Below are 17,756 nucleotides of genomic sequence, written 5' to 3'. Positions count from 1 at the left end.
AAACCGAAAGGGCCGCACCAAGGCGGCCCTTCTTCAACACTCTTTCCAATATCGCCCGTTATGCGCTCTCAGCGTCCTTGCGCTCCGCAGCGATCGCTTTGGGCGCGTCCGATTGATCCTCATCCGCCAAGGCACCGTTCACGACACCAGAAATCCCATTGTCCATCGACAAGCCCAGCTCTTCGCCCAGTTTCTTCAACGCAGGCATCTGCACCGCCATGCCCATGATCGAATCCAGCGCCTGATTAACAACGGGTTTGTCCCCTTGCCCGGTTCCGTCGCCACCCGATGTGCTGGCGCCAATGCCGCCAACCTGATGGATTTTGATGGTTTCGATCTTTTCAGCCGGTTTGACCATTTCCGCGACAATACCCGGCATCGCCTCCAGGCGAGCCATATCGATCTTCATCTTGATCAGCTCGGCAGACAGAACATTTTCCGCCTCAACAATGGCGCGTTTGCCTTCCGCCTCGGCGAGCATATCGTTTTTCTTCGCTTCCGCCCGAATGTTCAGCGCATCCGCCTCGGCCTGTGCTTCTTCACGACGCGCTTCTGCACGGTCTGCAGCCGCCTCTTTTTCGGCCTGCGCCGCCAGACGAATTGCGGTGGCTTCCTGCTCGGCCAGACGTTCGGCATTGATCAGCGCAATCCGCTTTTCACGCTCAGCCTCTGCAACCTCACGCGCGGTGGCAACAGCTTCTGTTGCTTTGGTCGCTTCCGCACGTGCCAGATCAGCTGATGCCCTTGCCCGGCTTTCTTCTTCAGACTTCTGCGCGATGATGATCTGGCGTTCCTGATTGGCCACCTCCAATTCGCGTTCTTTGGCGATTTCAGCTTCCTGCACCGCCCGTTCCTTGGCAATTTCCGCATCACGCAGCTTCGCCTCGCGGGCAATTTCAGCCGCCCGAACCGCCTCTTCACGGGCAATCCGCGCCCGTTCGGTTTCGCGTACACTGTCTTCAGAACGCGCTGCGATCTCAGCCGTTTGTGCCGCCTTTAAGGTTTCCAGCTCTTGCTGTTGTTCAATCCGCGCCTGTTCTTCATCGCGCTGAATATGCAGGCGCTGGCGCTCTGCTTCCATTTCCGCACGACGCACGGCCACGGCGGCCTCTGCATCAATCTGCGCGCGTTCCTTTTTGGAATTGGCAATCACCTCAGCCAGCTTGCGCATCCCCACCGCGTTGAACGCGTTGTTTTCATCCAGCGCCTCAAAGGGGGTCTGGTCCAAGGCTGTGAGCGACACAGATTCCAACGACAATCCGTTTTTCAACAGATCCTCAGACACCGCATTTTGCACCTCTTGTACAAAATCCGCCCGGTTTTCATGCAGCCCATCCATCGTCATCTGCGCCGCAACCGCGCGCAAACCGTCAATCAGCTTGCCTTCAATCATCTCACGCAGCTGTTCCACATCAAATGTGCGATCCCCCAGCGTTTGAGCCGCGCGCCCAATGCCTTCCACGGTGGCCATCACCGACACGTAAAATTCAACACCCACATCCACACGCATACGGTCTTGCGTGATCAAAGCCGCATCGCCGTTGCGCTGCACTTCCAGACGCAGGGTCTTCATGTTGACCGGGCTCACCTCATGCAGCAGCGGGATTACAATTGTACCGCCATCCATAATGACCTTTTTGCCGCCCGCGCCCGTCTTCACCAGACTGATTTCACGGGTAGAGCGGCGGTAAAGTCGCGACAGAACAATGCCCAGAAACAGCAGGCCAACAACAACCACGCCAACGACTAATATAATGAACTCCATAAGAAGCCCTCCTTCTTTGAAAATGTTGATAGTTCAGAAACCGTCCAAAACAGTGCGCCTGCGGTGTGGCTTGCGACACGGGTTAGGACACGGGGATCAAAACGTAACGGTTTTGCCGTCGGTCCCGCATCACCAGAACCTCGGTTCCCTGTGCAAGGCTTGTGCCCCGTTCAAGAGGAACAGCGCGCAGATGATGGCTATTGCCAAAACCATCAATCACCCGCACCTCAGCGGGTCGCCCGTCCGAGGCCGTGCCTTGCGTGATCACACCCCGACGGCGGCCCAGACTGCGTTCGGACAGGGCTTCGCTTTCGGTCTGCGGCAACAGGCGCGCAAAAGCTGCACCAAACCCACGGGCACAAAAAAGCGCAGTGGCGCCAGCCGCAGGGAGGGCAAGACCCAAGGGCGCGGTCAGGCCCCAAAACCGGTCCAACCCAAACTGCACGCCGGTGCCGATCAACCCAAAGGCCATTAGAAACACGGCCAGCCAGATCAGAAACGGCACTTTGCCCAAACCCAGCCACGCGGCAGGACCAACAGCAACAGCAGCCCCGCCACCGCCAGCGGCATCAAGCTCCATCATCTCAATATCTGCCGCCTCAATCGAACCAAGGTCGCCCAAGTCCAGATCAGAAATATCCGCGATGTCCGGCCCGTCTACATCCAGCCCCGCCTCTGCGTCACCGCCCATCAGGCTGCCGCCGATGACCAGCATCACCAGTTCAAGAGCCGTCAATCCAAGCACCACAGCCAAGGCCGTGGTAAAGGGGAGGAAACTTGGAAGCAGTAAAAAGTCGAACATCAAATTCCTTATCTGTATACTGTAGTATACCACATGTGGTAACGCGTCTGTGATATTACAAGAGACGCTCGCGTATAAATTGCACCTGTGCGCCTCCTTATTCTTCTATGCTGCATCGCCGCTGCACCGGGGGTGCATAAAGGGTGCATCGATGTCACCCCCCATTTTGTGAGGATCAAAGGAAACCACACCCACCTGCACCAGTGGGGGTTTCCGTACCCGCGCCCATGCGCTAGACGGGCACCAAACGTATTACGGGATAGATGGCATGGCACGCATTCTGATTACTTCGGCGATCCCCTATATCAACGGGATCAAACACCTGGGCAATCTGGTGGGCAGCCAATTGCCTGCAGATCTTTATGCACGCTTTCAGCGCGGTCGCGGCAACGAGGTGATGTTCCTCTGCGCCACAGATGAACACGGTACACCAGCCGAACTGGCCGCCGCAAAAGCAGGCAAACCGGTGGCTGAATATTGCGCCGACATGCATCAGGTACAGGCCGATATCGCCCAAGGATTTGGCCTGTCGTTTGATCACTTTGGCCGCTCGTCCAGCCCGCAGAACCACGCGCTGACACAGCATTTTGCAGGCAAACTGGCAGAGGCTGGTCTGATCCGTGAAGTGGTCGAAAAGCAGGTTTACTCCAATGCCGATGGTCGCTTTCTGCCTGACCGTTACATTGAAGGCACCTGCCCCAACTGCGGCTATGAAAAAGCGCGCGGCGACCAGTGTGAAGAATGCACCAAACAGCTGGACCCAACTGACCTGATCAATCCGCGTTCTGCTGTTTCGGGATCAACAGATCTGGAAGTGCGCGAAACCAAACACCTGTATCTGTGCCAATCCCAGCTCAAAGATGATCTAAACGCTTGGATTGACAGCAAATCTGATTGGCCCATCCTGACCACCTCCATCGCAAAAAAATGGCTAAACGATGGGGACGGTCTGCAAGACCGCGGCATCACACGTGATCTGGACTGGGGCATTCCGGTTAAAAAGGGCGATACAGACTGGCCCGGCATGGAAGGCAAAGTGTTCTATGTCTGGTTTGATGCGCCCATCGAATATATCGCAGCTTCCAAGGAATGGGCTGATGCCAACGGCAAAACAGATGCCGACTGGCAGCGCTGGTGGCGCACCGATATGGGCGCAAATGATGTGAAATATGTCCAGTTCATGGGCAAGGACAATGTGCCATTCCACACCCTGTCTTTCCCGGCCACAATCCTTGGATCAGGCGAGCCATGGAAGCTGGTCGATCACCTGAAATCTTTCAATTACCTGAACTATGATGGCGGTCAGTTCTCTACCTCGCAGGGGCGCGGTGTCTTTATGGACCAGGCGCTGGAAATCCTGCCTGCGGATTATTGGCGCTGGTGGCTGCTCAGCCATGCGCCGGAAAGTTCAGATTCTGAATTCACCTGGGAAAACTTCCAGCAATCCGTGAACAAAGACCTTGCCGATGTTCTGGGGAACTTCGTCAGCCGGATCACAAAATTCTGCCGTTCCAAATTCGGCGAAGAAGTGCCTGCAGGCGGCGCATATGGCGAACAGGAAGAGGCGCTCATTGCCGATCTCACCTCCCGCATTCAAGCCTATGAAACCCATATGGACGCCATGGATGTACGCAAATCCGCGCAGGAATTGCGCGCGATCTGGGTGGCTGGCAACGAATATCTGCAGTCCGCCGCACCATGGTCTGTATTTAAAACAGATCCAGAACGCGCAGCGGCGCAGGTGCGCCTTGGCCTGAACCTGATCCGTCTTTACGCCGTGCTCAGCGCGCCTTTCATCCCGCACGCAACAGAAACGCTGATGGCCGCACTAAAGAGCGAAGATCACATCTGGCCTGATAGCCTCGCAGGCTTCTTGAGTGCGTTGAAACCCGGCCATGCCTTCACCGTGCCCGACGTACTGTTTGCCAAGATTACAGATGATCAGCGCGAAGACTGGCAATCGCGCTTTTCCGGCACACGCGACTAAGCATAAAAATTACGCAGTCTCGCAAACGCTCCCGAAGCCGGGAGCGTTTTTCATTTATACGCGCCAAAACTCATGGCGCGGCATTTTGTCAGATTTGCACCGAATCAGATGATTCGAAAATGCCCTTTAACACGAAGGCGCGAACATCCATTTCGCCTTTTAATTAGGCTCTCGGCGGGTCGTTTTAGAAAAAAACAACCTCACCCTCGTTTTTTATCAAACCAGAAAGCCGCGGACCCCTAACTTTTATAAATTGAAAAAGATTCGAACCGCGCCACATTTCGATATCGCCAAAAAATTTAGCACACCGTTCAGAATAAACCAGATTTACCGAAAGATTGAGGCGAAAACAGAGCTGAATTTTCGCAGATCACACCGCTATTAGCGTCGACACAATTTGGCGAAATCCTACTTCCCGGCTTCGGAATGTCAACGCCTTGCAACTCAGATAATTTTGGTCAGTCTTAACTTTATGACAGATTATTTCGACGAGATGCTAAACCCAGACGGCTCGTATCGCGCCGCCTACAGTGACATTGGCCAATGGTTCAGCGAAGAAGACGCCGCGCGATTGCGCGCAAAGCAACGTGAGGCCGAAGAAGTCTTTCGCCTGACCGGCATCACCTTCAACGTTTATGGACAAGCCGACGCCGAAGAGCGGCTGATCCCTTTTGACATTATTCCACGCGTGATCTCTCGCAGCGAATGGCAAAAGCTATCGCGCGGGATTGAACAGCGCGTGCGTGCCATCAACGCTTTTTTGCATGATATTTATCACCGGCAGGAAATCGTGCGCGCCGGCCGCCTCCCCGCCGAGATGATTGCTGGCAACGAAGCATTTTTGCCGCAAATGCTGGGTGTTTCTCCGCCGGGCCGTGTCTATACGCATATCGTAGGCATCGATCTGGTACGCACCGGCCCTGATGAATTTTACGTTCTGGAAGACAATGCCCGCACCCCATCCGGAGTGAGCTATATGCTCGAAAACCGGGAAACTATGCTGAAAATGTTCCCCGAACTGTTCAGCAAAAGCCGCGTTCAGCGCGTATCAGACTACCCAACCAACCTGCGCCGGTCTTTGGCCGCCAGCGCCCCGGCCATGACCACGGGCGACCCGACAGTCGCCGTTTTGACCCCCGGCATTTACAATTCTGCTTATTATGAACATGCCTTCCTTGCCGATCAGATGGGCGTTGAATTGGTGGAAGGTCACGATCTGCGGGTCCGTGATGGACGGGTGTGCATGCGCACCACGCAGGGTTACAAAGCCATTGATGTGCTCTATCGCCGGGTCGATGATGAATTCCTTGATCCGCTGAATTTCAACCCCGACAGCGCACTGGGCGTTCCGGGCATTATGGATGTCTATCGTTCTGGCGGGATCACAATCGCAAACGCGCCGGGCACCGGTATTGCTGATGACAAGGCAATATATTCTTATATGCCTGATATTGTTGAGTTTTACACAGGCGAAAAGGCGATTTTGCAGAACGTCCCCACCTGGCGCTGCTCAGAACCTGATTCACTGGCCTACGTGTTGGATAACCTGAACGAACTGGTGGTCAAAGAAGTGCATGGATCAGGCGGCTACGGCATGCTGATTGGCCCGGCAGCAAGCAAAAAGGAACTGGCAGCGTTTCGTGCGAAACTGAAAGCCAAACCCGGCAATTACATCGCACAGCCCACGCTGTCGCTTTCAACGGTTCCGATCTTTGCCAAATCCGGGCTGGCGCCCCGCCATGTTGATCTGCGCCCCTTTGTTCTGGTGTCACCCGAAGGGATCAATATCACCCCCGGCGGCCTGACCCGCGTTGCGCTGAAAAAAGGATCTCTTGTGGTCAATTCAAGCCAAGGCGGCGGCACCAAAGACACCTGGGTACTGGAGGACTAAGCGATGCTCGGAAAAACTGCCGGAGGGCTGTTCTGGATGGCGCGCTATCTGGAGCGCGCGGAAAATACCGCACGACTGCTGGAAACAGGCCAACGCATGGCCCTGACTCGATCCAGCGGAAGCGATGATGAATGGGTTTCGGTCCTGCAAACGGCGGGTGTGTTGCAAGGATATCAAGCCAAATACGACGAAATCAGCAAAGACAATGCTATTGATTGGCTGCTGCGCGATCCGGACAACCCGTCATCGATCCGTTCCGTCGCCAAACTGGCCCGCGACAACGCACGTCTGGTTCGTACCGCCCTGACCTATGAGGTCTGGAGCGCGGTCAACGGCGGCTGGATGAGCCTGGAAAGCGCGCTGAAACGCCGCGTCGGAGAGCGGGATCTGCCCGGTGTCATCGAATTGGTCCGTGAACGTACCACATTGGTGCGTGGGGCCATTCTGGGCAGCATGATGCGCTGCGATATCTATGATTTTCTGCGTCTTGGCACCTATATCGAACGCGCGGATAATGTTGGGCGCATTCTGGACGTGAAATACTTTGTCCTGTTGCCGACCGCCTTTTCAGTGGGATCATCGCTCGACAACGTGCAGTGGGAAATCATCTTACGATCCGTTGGCGCAGGCGGCGGCTATCGGATCTTGCACGGACAAAAAAATGGTCCGGCTGAAATTGCTGATTTCTTGATTCTCGATGAACGGATGCCACGCAGTCTCAGTTTTTCTACGCGTAAATTGCTCGAAAACCTGAATTATCTAGGTAAGGATTACGGAACCGAAATGCCATCTGCCAAACTGGCTGCAGATCTTTATGGAAAATTCTCGGGCCGTGACATTTCCGAAATAATTGATCAAGGTTTGCATGAGTACATTCAAGATGTCCTCGGTGAGCTGGGGCGTCTCAGTGCCCAAATCGAAGTCGACTACCGGTTTTATGAGTAAACCTATGCAACTCAGGATTAAACACACCACCCGCTATGCATTTGATGCGCCTGTTCCTTTTGGATTGCAGCAGGTGCGCAAAACACCCAAATCCTTCCGAAACCAGAGCGTGCTATCCTGGTCCACCACTGTGATTGGCGGCAAGAAAGAACTGCAATTTGAAGATTTTCACCGCAACACAGTGGAACTGGTCAGCTTTGACATCAACACTGAGAGCATCGAGTTGATCTCAGAAGGGGTGGTTGAGGTTGCAGATCAAAATGGCATTACCGGCCCACATGAAGGGGCCGCGCCTTTGTGGTTGTTCAAGCGCCAAACTGATCGCACCAAGCCCGGCAAAGGAGTGCGACAGCTTCTGAAAAACATCACGGATGGATCCACCCTGGATCAATTGCATGCACTGTCAGCACATATTAAAACACAGATCGCCTATGAAACTGGCGCATCACAACCAGACTGGAGCGCTGAAGATGCAATCGCAGCCGGACGCGGCGTGTGCCAGGATCACAGCCATGTCTTTGTGTCTTGTGCGCGTGCCCTTGGCATTCCAGCCCGGTATGTTTCAGGATATCTGATGATGGATGATCGCGAAGTCCAGGATGCAACCCATGCTTGGGCAGAAGCCCATGTTGATGGATTGGGATGGGTTGGATTTGATGTCTCCAACGGCATTTCGCCCGATCAACGCTACGTGCGTGTTGCAACTGGTCTGGACTATAGCGAGGCGGCTCCGGTAATAGGAAGCCGAACAGGAGCCGCAGGTGAGGCGTTGAACGTCCATCTCGAAGTCGCTCAGCAATAGACGGAGACCAGCATGACCTATGCGGTTGGGATGCGGCTGAGCCGCGGCTTAGTGTTCATGTCAGACACGCGGACCAATGCCGGGGTCGACAATATCTCCACCTTCAAGAAAATGTTCTCCTGGAACACTCCGGGAGAGCGCACCATCACGCTTTTGACCGCAGGCAATCTGGCCACCACACAGGCGGTTGTCAGCCTTCTGGAAGAACGCACGAAATCCCCCGAAAACCGCGCGCCTTCAATCCTTGAAGCACCGACGATGTTTCAGGTCGCACGTATCGTTTCAAAGGCGCTAAAAGAAGTCATCGAGGTCCATTCCCGCGGCGGCCAGCAGGCAGATAGTGCGTTTCATGCAACCCTTATTCTGGGTGGGCAGATCAAAGGCGGGCAATCCCGTCTGTTCCTGATCTACCCTGAGGGAAATTTTATCGAAGCCGGAGACGACACACCGTTTTTCCAAATCGGTGAAACCAAATACGGCCGTCCAATCCTTGTCCGGGCATATGATCCGAATATGTCCTTTGCGGAGGCCATTAAACTGCTGCTGGTCAGTTTTGATTCGACCATAAAGGCCAATCTTGGCGTTGGCGCCCCGCTTGATCTGCAGCTTTACGACGAAGACAGCCTGGAAGCTGGCCGTAAAGAGCGTTTCGAAGCCGAAGATCCCTATTTCAAAACCATCTCCGAAAGCTGGGGCGGTGCTTTGAAACATGCGCTTGAACAATTACCGGATTTTGAAACTTAGGCGCTTTGACGAGGGAAAATACCCCCTCTCTCAACTCGATCGCTCGCGATCGTTCTACTTTTTGCGCAATTCGTTCAAACATCTGTACAACGCGCGTCGAGAGAGTATGTGTTAGGGATGCTTGATCTTCTTAGTGATATCCTGACGACGCTCTCCATGCGGGGCACGCTTTATTTTCGCACCTCTTTCACACGCCCCTGGGGCGTGGCGGTGCCCAATTATGAAAACGTCGCCCGGTTTCATTTTGCCCATCGGGGATCATGTCTGGTCGCTGTGGAAGGGGTGGAGGAGCCTGTGCAACTGGCACAGGGGGATTTGATCATCATCCCCCATGGTGCTGCACATGATCTGGTTTCAGATCCGGCCTCGGAGCGCACCGTTTTGCCGCTTGATAGGGTGCTCGAACAGTCCGGCTATGATGGCAGCGGTGTTTTGGTCTATGGCGGTGAAGAGCCACAAAGCGAAACACAGCTTATATGTGGTCATTTTTCGTTTGAACCGCATGCAAAACATATCTTGGTTGAGCGCCTGCCCCCCTACGTGCATCTTAAAAACTATGGCGAAACCGCTGGGAAATGGATGGAAGCCACCTTGCGGATGATCGGAGACGAGGCCGGGCGGCGCAGGATGGGGGGGGATCTGATCGCGCTCAAGATGTCTGAGGTTATTCTTGCGCAGGCCATTCGCGGATTTATCGAAAGCAACGAAGCCACAGCTTGGGGGCTGGCCGGGTTTTCAGATCCAAATCTGAGACGTGGGTTGGATGCGTTTCATCAGGCGGTCGAGCAAAGCTGGACGGTTGAAAGCCTTGCGCGGGCTGCAGGCATGTCCCGCACCAGCTTTGCTGTCTTATTCCAGCAAAAGATGGCCATGACTCCGATGGAATACGTAACGGGCTGGCGGATAGAAATTGCAAAACAGGTGCTGTTGAGCCCTGCAATGTCAATAACAGATGCGGCAGAACGGGCCGGGTATGCATCAGACTCAGCCTTTGCTCGCGTCTTCAAAAAAGAGACAGGGCTAACGCCTGCACGGTTTCGCAAGCTTGGACAGACTGAGGATGCGGTTTCTTGAACGATCTGCAATAAATCGAGAACGCGCGCACATGGGATAAAGCGCGCTCTTTCCCTAGGTTTCTTCCATCAAATGTTTGCATTCAACACAGGAAGAAAACCTCATGTCTCTGCGTTTTGTCACCAAATCCATCCATGCATATCTTGACTATCCCGTCGCATTTGGCCTGATCCTGATGCCGTTTATTTTTGGCCTCGGCACTGAAAATATGCTCGCGTTCTGGCTGTCTGTTGTGACAGGGGTTGCAGCCTTTGGGCTGACCGTTCTTACGGATCATCACCTAGGTATCTTTCGGGTGCTGCCTTACAGTCTCCACCTTGCAGTAGACGGCGCTGTGGGAGTGGTGTTTGTGGCCGCCCCCCTCTTACTGGGCTTTGCAGGTATCGACTTCTGGTACTACATGCTGCTGGGTCTGACCGTGCTGTCTGTGGTCAGCCTGCACAAAGCAGAGGACGTGCCCAGCGCAGCCTAAAGTACATGTCTCAGCGGCACGATCGCGCACAGGTGACATAAATCGGGGCTGACAGTGTCAGCCCCTTTTGTTTCAGTAAGAACATTAAAAATTACAAAAATGAAGGCTGGGAAACCCGCATTCCTTTCATCAAAAATTCCCTTATTCAAATAAACCAGATCGTTCCAACTTTTGTACAGTTAGTTCATAATACAGCTACCCACATTGCTATAACGGGCGACATATCCCAACTTATTTTCACGATCTAAGAGACGCGATGGTCGCACTCAGATCACAAGAAAAGGGAAATCCTATGATCAAGAAACTTGCATCCGCATCCGTTTTGATGACAGCTCTTGCCCTGAGCAGCACTGCAGCATTTGCAGCGGATGAATATAATGTCTCAAACGGTATTACAGCCGCAGGCGCGCCACTTGGCCTGCACGGTGTGGACCCGGTTGAATTCATCGCGACCGCAAACCCAACCGAAGGATCTGCAGCCTACGCAGCGGTTCACGATGGTGTTGCCTACTACTTCACCAGCGAAGCCAACATGAAAAGCTTTGAAGCCAACCCCGACGCATACCTGCCCCAAAACGGTGGTTTCTGCACCTTTGGTGTGTCTGTTGGCAAAAAATTCGACGGTGACCCAGAATATCACGCCGTCATCGACAACAAGCTTTATGTCTTCTTGAACCGCGCGATCTATGACGAGTTTGTAAAAGACAAAGCAGGCACCATCAGCAAAGCAGATGCGCAGTGGAAAAACATCCGCAGCACCGCTGTAAGCGACCTGTAAGACAGGTTCATATCCTACGACAAAGGCGGGCTTTTGGCCCGCCTTTTTTGGTTTCTGTGCGCTGCCAAAACTACCCTGTTTCAGCAAGATGATCTCGAGAGCGGGCGTAAAAAATAATACCTGATTAAAAAAGTCAGATTGACAATTCTTAGTAAACGAGTCAGATATGCTTCATCTAGCCAATCTGGCCGCGCCAGACCAGCCCGATGTGAGGATGACTTAATGACTGTTTTAGCGCGCACCCCCGGTGCGTTGAAATTACGCAACCAAACATAGGGCGATAGAGATGAACCAGATTGTGACCCCCAAAATGACCACCGCCACCGAAGTTTTCCCAACTTATCACGCGGAAGATCTGACCAAGAGCGGCACACAGGCCCGTATCTTGTTGAATGGTCAGGTTTACAGTCTGCGCATCACCCGCGCCGGAAAACTCATTCTTACAAAATAAACACGCCCTCTTTGGGGCACTCTCTTCTTTTGGTCAGGTTCTGCGTCACCGTCGGGCCTGTCCATTTACGACCTGACGTTTAAACCCGACAAGGAAATATCCCAATGATCTCTACCGCTCTGCGCGCCAGCACCGCAGCCGCTTTGTGCCTTGCTGCCAGTTCTGCATTTGCTGTGGAAAAAGCTGACGTACTAAATACTTACGCGGACATCGCCGCGGCCAAGTATGACGACAGCCTGTTGACTGCAAAAATCCTGCAAGCCGCTGTGGATGCGCTGATCGCAACACCATCAGCCGAAACCCTGCAAGCCGCACGCGACGCGTGGTTTGCAGCGCGTGTGCCTTATCAGCAGTCTGAGGTGTTTCGTTTTGGCAATGCCATCGTTGATGATTGGGAAGGCAAGGTAAATGCCTGGCCGCTGGATGAGGGGCTCATCGATTATGTTGATGCCTCTTATGGTGGTGCCACGGACGAAAACGCATTTGCCGCGCTGAATGTTGTGGCAAACCCCACGTTCACGCTCTCGGGCAAGACCATCGACACCAGCGATATCACACCTGCCCTCTTGGAAGGAGATCTGCATGAAGCCGACGGTGTTGAGGCCAACGTGGCCACAGGCTACCACGCGGTCGAATTCCTGTTGTGGGGGCAAGATCTGAACGGCACAGAGCATGGCGCGGGCAACCGGTCTTGGACCGACTATGCGACCGGAGCCGACTGCACCAACGGCAATTGCGAGCGTCGCGGCGATTACCTGAAAGCCGCCACTGATCTTTTGGTCAGCGATCTGGAATGGATGGCGGCACAGTGGACCGCAAAGGGCGACGCACGCAGCACGCTTTTGTCAGATGAAGATGCAGGGATTTCTGCCATCCTGACCGGTATGGGGTCTTTGTCTTACGGTGAGACCGCAGGTGAGCGAATGCGCCTTGGTGTCATGCTGAATGACCCGGAAGAAGAGCATTCCTGTTTCGCTGACAACACGCACAACGATCACTACTATGATGGTCTTGGCGTGCAAAACGTCTATCTTGGCCAATATGTGCGCGTTGACGGCACTCTGATCTCTGGCCCATCCGTTTCAGATCTGGTGAGCGCGGAAAACGCCGCTCTTGATCTTGAAGTTCGCGGCAAGCTTTCCACCACTATGCGTGCTCTGGGACAGATTAAAACCGCTGCTGAATCGGGTTTTTCCTATGATCAAATGTTGGCAGCAGGCAATGCGAAAGGCGAAGCCCTGATCATGTCTGGTGTAAACGGGTTGATCGATCAAACCCGCTCGTTTGAACGCGCGATTGTTGCGTTAGACCTGAACAACGTGGCCATCGAAGGGTCCGATTCATTGGACAATCCAAACGCTGTCTTCCAATAAACAACACACCCGGAGCGTTGATCCGCAATGCTCCGGGCTTTTTATAATATTGCATCCCCCAGCCCTGCGTTTCAGACTAGATTTCGGCTAAATTGCTGCGCATCGCCAGAGAGTTTCAGACACAACATGCCTCGTTTCGTCTTCAATACCGATATCATGCGGACCTCGGTGTCGTGCATCGCCACATCCCTGCTTCTCTGCGCTCCAGTACGGGCAACAGATCTGCCAGAAATGGCTTTTGCGGATCCACACCTAAACAGCCTGCCACGCACCGCAGATGAAACCGCGCGCATTGCAACGGTTACCGCACCCGCCACAGATTTCAGCGCGCCAGAACCCTTTGAAACACGACAGGCCGGCACCGCAACAACACGTGCGCGCCATGATCGTGATGCCTTTTCCCAGCCAAGTGCAAACCTGACATTTGAACAGGAACTGGGGTTCAAACTTGGCAATGCATTGTTTGAAAAACTCTGGGTCTTTTCGCCCTCTTCCACGCTGGCCTCTGATGGGTTAGGGCCGCTTTACAACGCGCGATCCTGTCAAAGCTGCCATGTCAAGGATGGGCGCGGCCATGTTCCGCAAAGCGCTGATGACAATAGTATTTCCCTGTTTCTACGCGTTTCAATACCTGGCCCAACACCTGCCGAAATGGCAGCGGTTCACGACTATATCGGCACGCTGCCTGATCCCACCTACGGGGGGCAGCTGCAGGACTTTGCAGCGCCCGGCCTTGCGCCTGAATACAGGTTGGATACCACTTACGAAGACGTCAACGTCACGCTGAATGGTGGTGAAATTGTCACCCTGCGCAAACCAACCTATCGCGCGGCCAATCTGGGCTATGGTCCCTTGCACACCGATGCCATGCTGTCGCCCCGGATCGCCCCCAGCATGATCGGCCTTGGCCTGCTGGAGGCCATTCCTGCCGCAGATATCCTTGCCCATGCAGACCCAGAAGATGCAGACCGCAACGGGATTTCAGGGCGCGCCAATCTGGTGTGGTCTGTTGAACATGATCAGATCATGTTGGGTCGCTTTGGCCTGAAAGCGGGCATGCCAACGGTGCATGAACAATCCTCGGGTGCGTTTTCTGGTGATATCGGCATCTCCACCCCCCTATTTCCGGCCCCCTGGGGCGAGTGCACAGAGGCGCAGGCAGCCTGCCGCACAGCACCACATGGCGATGATGATATACGCGAAACTGAAATCAACGCGCCCAACATGGATCTGGTCAGCCACTACAGCCGCAATCTGGCTGTTCCCGCGCGGCGCGACGTCGATGATCCACAGGTTTTACGCGGCAAAGAGGTGTTTTACACGGCAGGCTGCACCAGTTGCCACACACCTAAATTTGTCACCCACCGTCTGGAAGAACGGCCAGAACATAGTTTTCAGCTGATCTGGCCTTATAGCGATATGTTGTTGCACGATATGGGCGACGGCCTTGCCGATCACCGCCCCGAGCATCGCGCAACAGGCCATGAATGGCGCACGCCGCCGCTTTGGGGCATTGGCCTCGCCCAACAAGTCTCCCCCATTGCGAGCTTTCTACACGATGGCCGCGCACGTACCCTGTTAGAAGCCATCCTGTGGCACGGCGGTGAAGGCGAAACAGCCCGCGATCATGTTATCGCCCTGCCGCCAGAGGAGCGCGCAGATCTGATCCGCTTTCTGGAGAGCCTGTGATGTGGAAATCATATACATTAGCCCTGTCTCTGGCTCTGTCCGCGCCCTCGCTCATGGCGGCCCCGCTTGCGCCTGAAATCACCACATCCCAGATCCAGCCAGCCTTTGCTGCTTTGGCGCAACGGGCAGACAGCCTTGCGCACCGAACGACAACCCATTGCCTGTCTGACCCGGCCCAGATGACCCAAGCCTATCATGACGCATTTGATGCCTGGATTGCCGCCAGCCACTGGCGCTTTGGCCCGACAGAAACCAACACACGCGGCTTTTCGCTTGCCTTTTGGCCCGACAATCGCGGCAAAACCCCAAACGCCGTGCGCGCACTTTTGGCCAAAGCGACGCCTGAAACATTAAAGCCTGCGAATTTTGCCGACCAAAGCGTTGCGGCCAAAGGGTTTTACGCTTTAGATTTCCTGCTGTTTGATGTCGATCTACAAGGTAAGGTACCCTCCCAAAACCGTTGCGATCTGGCGCAGGCGATCACCCACGATATTGCCAGAATTGCGGCAATACTCAACACAGAATGGCAACACGAGTTTGCCTCTCTCATGACAGCTCCCTCTGCGCGCTACGCCACCGCAGCAGAGGCCACCCAAGAGCTGTTCAAAGCTCTTACAACCGGGTTGCAGTTGAATGATGATCTGCGACTGGGGCGCCCTCTTGGCACGTTTGACCGTCCCCGCCCCAAACGTGCCGAGGCCTACCGATCAGAGCGTTCCCTGCGCCACCTTATGGTCTCTCTCGAAAACCTGCACCTGCTTGCACTGGCCCTCGCGGTTGAGGCACCAGAGGTCAGGTCCACCTTGGATCGCCAGTTTTACCGGGTGATCAGCCGCGCCGCCCGGCTGGATGACCCCACGCTGGCTGGCGTGAGCGATCCGCAAAAACGCCTGCGGATTGAGGCCGTCAAACAAGGCATACAGGATTTGCGCAGCACCGTCGCAACACAGCTGGGGCCACATCTTGGCGTGTCTGCTGGGTTTAATTCGCTGGATGGTGACTGATGGCAAAATCTTCAAGACGCAGCTTTCTTGCCGGTCTGGTCGCAGCCAGCGCATGGCCGCTTCCCAGTTGGGCGGATCTGGGCAGTCCCGCATTTCTATCGGCCGGGCGCGCGCCCTCTGGGCAGGATATGGTTGCCGGGCTTGATTTACAGGGCAATAGGCTGTTTCAGCAGGTCTTGCCGGGACGTGGTCATGCGTTTTGCGCGCATCCACGCCTCCCCCACGTCATTGCCTTTGCACGCCGACCAGGCCGATTTGCGCATGTGCTTGACTGCAGAACCGGTAAGACACTTGCGCAGCTGCAGCCACCTGACGGCTACCATTTCTATGGTCACGGTTGCTTTTCCACCGATGGGACACGGTTGTTCACCACTGAAAACGACTATGAAAATGCGCGTGGTGTGATTGGCGTGTGGTCGGTCCAGGACACCTACCAGCGTATTGGCAGTTTTTCCTCTGGCGGTATCGGCCCGCATGATATGGCAGGTTTACCAGATGGCTCTTTTGTTGTCGCAAATGGAGGGATTGAAACCCACCCCGATACCGGGCGCAGCAAGCTCAATCTGGCGACAATGCAATCAAACCTCAGCTACCTGTCTGAAGAAGGCGTGCTGCAGGACCAAATCACACTTTCGAATGACTTTCGCTTAAACTCTATTCGACACCTTGCTATCGCGCCCGACGGCACGGTGGCCTTTGCTATGCAATGGCAGGGCGACATTGGATTAGACTTGCCGCTTGCAGGCCTGCATAAATTCGGCACACCTGTCCGCCTTTTGGCAGAAGACGATATCAGGTGGCGCGAAATGAAAGGGTATGGCGGCTCTATCGCTTTTGATCACGGTGGCACCCATCTGGCGATCACCTCTCCACGTGGCAACAGGCTTTTAGTACTCGATACAGCGTCTGGCTCAATTCAGGTTGAGCACGTTCTGTCAGACGTCTGTGGCGTCGCACCACAGGCGCAGGGCTGGTGCGCCACCTCTGGAACCGGTCAAATCCTCACCATTGGGGCGGCGCAGGCGACCCTTCTTAAACAAACCCAATTTCAGTGGGACAATCATCTGGTCGCACTATAAGGCATACATCCAAGCAAAACCCAAACGCAGCCAATTCGAAAGCATTTCGAAAATTAAGCGTGACTCCGTTATTCTAATTTGCTACCCAATCGCAAGCGAAAGGAAAGCAAATGGATGCTCTTGAGCGGCAAAACGAAATTCTTCAACTGCTGGAACAATTTGATCGGGTCGAGGTTGATGACCTTTCCCAGCGCTTTGCTGTGTCGTTGCAAACCATTCGCACCGATCTCAGAGATCTATCTTCGCGTGGCGCGCTTTCACGGGTGCACGGGGGGGCCGTGCGTATCAGCGCAGGCGCAAGCCGCGACTATGCGGACCGGAGACGCCTGAATGCCGATGGCAAACAGGCCATGGCGACCCTCGCAGCGGATCTGATCCCCGACAATTGCTCTTTGACGCTGAATATCGGCACATCAACAGAACAGGTTGCACGCGCGCTGTCCAATCATCGCGACCTAACCGTGCTGTCCAATAACATCAATATTATCAATCTCATGATGGGTGGCCCCGCAAAAGAGCTGGTTTTGATGGGCGGCACAATCCGTCAAAGCGACGGCGCGATTGTGGGGGAAGACGCGGTTGAATTCATCAACCGATACAAGGTTGATTTTGCCATCATAGGCGCCTCTGCCATGGATGCGGACGGCGCAATCATGGACCACGACGCCCGCGAGGTCTCTGTTGCACGGGCAATTTTGCAAAACGCGCGCACCAAAGTGCTGGTCTGTGACGGAAGCAAATTTGACCACGCAGCCCCGGTTCGCATCTGCGATGTCTCGGATCTGGACGTGATGATCACAGACCGCGCCCCGCCTGCCTCTTTCCTAAAAGCCGCAACAGCGGCTGCTACCCGAATTCTAACAACTGAGGAAACACCCTCAGAAACCGAAAGTTGACCTC

The 17,756-nt window shown here is 54.6% G+C and carries 16 protein-coding genes; 14 read left to right on the top strand and 2 right to left on the bottom strand.

Translation table 11 applies throughout. The features are described from left to right. Nucleotides 1-58: 58 nt before the first annotated feature. Nucleotides 59-1,765: a flotillin family protein gene (locus BLP79_RS13550; RefSeq protein ID WP_090219779.1), complete on the bottom strand. Its 1,707-nt coding sequence runs from the start codon at nucleotides 1,763-1,765 to the stop codon at nucleotides 59-61. A gap of 82 nt (nucleotides 1,766-1,847) precedes the next feature. Then, nucleotides 1,848-2,567, bottom strand: a complete 720-nt coding sequence (locus tag BLP79_RS13545) for an OB-fold-containig protein (protein ID WP_090219777.1) — start codon at nucleotides 2,565-2,567, stop codon at nucleotides 1,848-1,850. 268 nt (nucleotides 2,568-2,835) lie between these two features. On the opposite strand from BLP79_RS13545, the gene metG reads away from it, so the two are divergent. The 14 genes from metG to BLP79_RS13475 all read left to right on the top strand — a co-directional run bounded on the left by metG (nucleotide 2,836) and on the right by BLP79_RS13475 (nucleotide 17,752). Continuing rightward, nucleotides 2,836-4,554: a methionine--tRNA ligase gene (gene metG, locus BLP79_RS13540; protein WP_090219776.1), complete on the top strand. Its 1,719-nt coding sequence runs from the start codon at nucleotides 2,836-2,838 to the stop codon at nucleotides 4,552-4,554. 472 nt (nucleotides 4,555-5,026) lie between these two features. Continuing rightward, nucleotides 5,027-6,445: a circularly permuted type 2 ATP-grasp protein gene (locus BLP79_RS13535; protein ID WP_090219774.1), complete on the top strand. Its 1,419-nt coding sequence runs from the start codon at nucleotides 5,027-5,029 to the stop codon at nucleotides 6,443-6,445. 3 nt (nucleotides 6,446-6,448) lie between these two features. Continuing rightward, complete coding sequence (locus BLP79_RS13530; protein WP_090219773.1) at nucleotides 6,449-7,390, top strand: alpha-E domain-containing protein; 942 nt, start codon at nucleotides 6,449-6,451, stop codon at nucleotides 7,388-7,390. 4 nt (nucleotides 7,391-7,394) lie between these two features. Beyond that, nucleotides 7,395-8,192: a transglutaminase family protein gene (locus tag BLP79_RS13525; RefSeq protein WP_090219771.1), complete on the top strand. Its 798-nt coding sequence runs from the start codon at nucleotides 7,395-7,397 to the stop codon at nucleotides 8,190-8,192. 12 nt (nucleotides 8,193-8,204) lie between these two features. Further along, nucleotides 8,205-8,936 carry a proteasome-type protease gene (locus tag BLP79_RS13520; RefSeq protein WP_090219770.1) on the top strand — a complete coding sequence of 244 codons (732 nt, stop codon included), beginning with the start codon at nucleotides 8,205-8,207 and terminating at the stop codon, nucleotides 8,934-8,936. A gap of 117 nt (nucleotides 8,937-9,053) precedes the next feature. Further along, nucleotides 9,054-10,010, top strand: coding sequence for an AraC family transcriptional regulator (locus BLP79_RS13515; RefSeq protein ID WP_090219768.1), 957 nt, complete (start codon nucleotides 9,054-9,056; stop codon nucleotides 10,008-10,010). 103 nt (nucleotides 10,011-10,113) lie between these two features. Then, nucleotides 10,114-10,482, top strand: coding sequence for a hypothetical protein (locus BLP79_RS13510; protein ID WP_090219767.1), 369 nt, complete (start codon nucleotides 10,114-10,116; stop codon nucleotides 10,480-10,482). 292 nt (nucleotides 10,483-10,774) lie between these two features. Next, a complete protein-coding gene (locus BLP79_RS13505; protein WP_090219765.1) occupies nucleotides 10,775-11,260 on the top strand; it encodes a YHS domain-containing (seleno)protein in 486 nt (161 codons plus the stop codon). Nucleotides 11,261-11,546: 286 nt separating this feature from the next. Continuing rightward, complete coding sequence (gene hemP / locus BLP79_RS13500; RefSeq protein ID WP_090219763.1) at nucleotides 11,547-11,711, top strand: hemin uptake protein HemP; 165 nt, start codon at nucleotides 11,547-11,549, stop codon at nucleotides 11,709-11,711. Between the two features lie 104 nt (nucleotides 11,712-11,815). Further along, on the top strand, nucleotides 11,816-13,084 hold the full coding sequence (locus BLP79_RS13495; RefSeq protein WP_090219761.1) for an imelysin family protein: 1,269 nt from the start codon (nucleotides 11,816-11,818) through the stop codon (nucleotides 13,082-13,084). Between the two features lie 156 nt (nucleotides 13,085-13,240). Further along, nucleotides 13,241-14,773: a di-heme oxidoreductase family protein gene (locus tag BLP79_RS13490; protein ID WP_090219867.1), complete on the top strand. Its 1,533-nt coding sequence runs from the start codon at nucleotides 13,241-13,243 to the stop codon at nucleotides 14,771-14,773. Next, nucleotides 14,773-15,777 carry an imelysin family protein gene (locus BLP79_RS13485; protein WP_090219760.1) on the top strand — a complete coding sequence of 335 codons (1,005 nt, stop codon included), beginning with the start codon at nucleotides 14,773-14,775 and terminating at the stop codon, nucleotides 15,775-15,777. The genes BLP79_RS13490 and BLP79_RS13485 overlap by 1 nt, the downstream gene beginning before the upstream one ends. Continuing rightward, nucleotides 15,777-16,856: a DUF1513 domain-containing protein gene (locus tag BLP79_RS13480; RefSeq protein WP_090219758.1), complete on the top strand. Its 1,080-nt coding sequence runs from the start codon at nucleotides 15,777-15,779 to the stop codon at nucleotides 16,854-16,856. Before BLP79_RS13485 ends, BLP79_RS13480 begins: the two co-directional genes overlap by 1 nt. Before the next feature lie 110 nt (nucleotides 16,857-16,966). Next, nucleotides 16,967-17,752 carry a DeoR/GlpR family DNA-binding transcription regulator gene (locus BLP79_RS13475; RefSeq protein ID WP_090219756.1) on the top strand — a complete coding sequence of 262 codons (786 nt, stop codon included), beginning with the start codon at nucleotides 16,967-16,969 and terminating at the stop codon, nucleotides 17,750-17,752. Nucleotides 17,753-17,756: the final 4 nt, after the last annotated feature.

The sequence above is a fragment of the Epibacterium ulvae genome (genome assembly GCF_900102795.1).
GTDB lineage: Bacteria > Pseudomonadota > Alphaproteobacteria > Rhodobacterales > Rhodobacteraceae > Epibacterium > Epibacterium ulvae.
Note: the sequence above shows the minus strand (reverse complement) of the source record. Positions and strands in the feature narration are given on the sequence as shown.

Bases quoted from the DNA above. Each gene is read 5' to 3' on its own strand.
- BLP79_RS13475 (WP_090219756.1), top strand. From the start codon at position 16,967: ATGGATGCTCTTGAGCGGCAAAACGAAATTCTTCAACTGCTGGAACAA.
- BLP79_RS13535 (WP_090219774.1), top strand. From the start codon at position 5,027: ATGACAGATTATTTCGACGAGATGCTAAACCCAGACGGCTCGTATCGC.
- BLP79_RS13525 (WP_090219771.1), top strand. From the start codon at position 7,395: ATGCAACTCAGGATTAAACACACCACCCGCTATGCATTTGATGCGCCT.
- BLP79_RS13495 (WP_090219761.1), top strand. From the start codon at position 11,816: ATGATCTCTACCGCTCTGCGCGCCAGCACCGCAGCCGCTTTGTGCCTT.
- BLP79_RS13520 (WP_090219770.1), top strand. From the start codon at position 8,205: ATGACCTATGCGGTTGGGATGCGGCTGAGCCGCGGCTTAGTGTTCATG.
- BLP79_RS13505 (WP_090219765.1), top strand. From the start codon at position 10,775: ATGATCAAGAAACTTGCATCCGCATCCGTTTTGATGACAGCTCTTGCC.
- BLP79_RS13550 (WP_090219779.1), bottom strand. From the start codon at position 1,765: ATGGAGTTCATTATATTAGTCGTTGGCGTGGTTGTTGTTGGCCTGCTG.
- hemP (WP_090219763.1), top strand. From the start codon at position 11,547: ATGAACCAGATTGTGACCCCCAAAATGACCACCGCCACCGAAGTTTTC.
- BLP79_RS13485 (WP_090219760.1), top strand. From the start codon at position 14,773: ATGTGGAAATCATATACATTAGCCCTGTCTCTGGCTCTGTCCGCGCCC.
- BLP79_RS13515 (WP_090219768.1), top strand. From the start codon at position 9,054: ATGCTTGATCTTCTTAGTGATATCCTGACGACGCTCTCCATGCGGGGC.
- metG (WP_090219776.1), top strand. From the start codon at position 2,836: ATGGCACGCATTCTGATTACTTCGGCGATCCCCTATATCAACGGGATC.
- BLP79_RS13545 (WP_090219777.1), bottom strand. From the start codon at position 2,567: ATGTTCGACTTTTTACTGCTTCCAAGTTTCCTCCCCTTTACCACGGCC.
- BLP79_RS13510 (WP_090219767.1), top strand. From the start codon at position 10,114: ATGTCTCTGCGTTTTGTCACCAAATCCATCCATGCATATCTTGACTAT.
- BLP79_RS13490 (WP_090219867.1), top strand. From the start codon at position 13,241: ATGCGGACCTCGGTGTCGTGCATCGCCACATCCCTGCTTCTCTGCGCT.
- BLP79_RS13480 (WP_090219758.1), top strand. From the start codon at position 15,777: ATGGCAAAATCTTCAAGACGCAGCTTTCTTGCCGGTCTGGTCGCAGCC.
- BLP79_RS13530 (WP_090219773.1), top strand. From the start codon at position 6,449: ATGCTCGGAAAAACTGCCGGAGGGCTGTTCTGGATGGCGCGCTATCTG.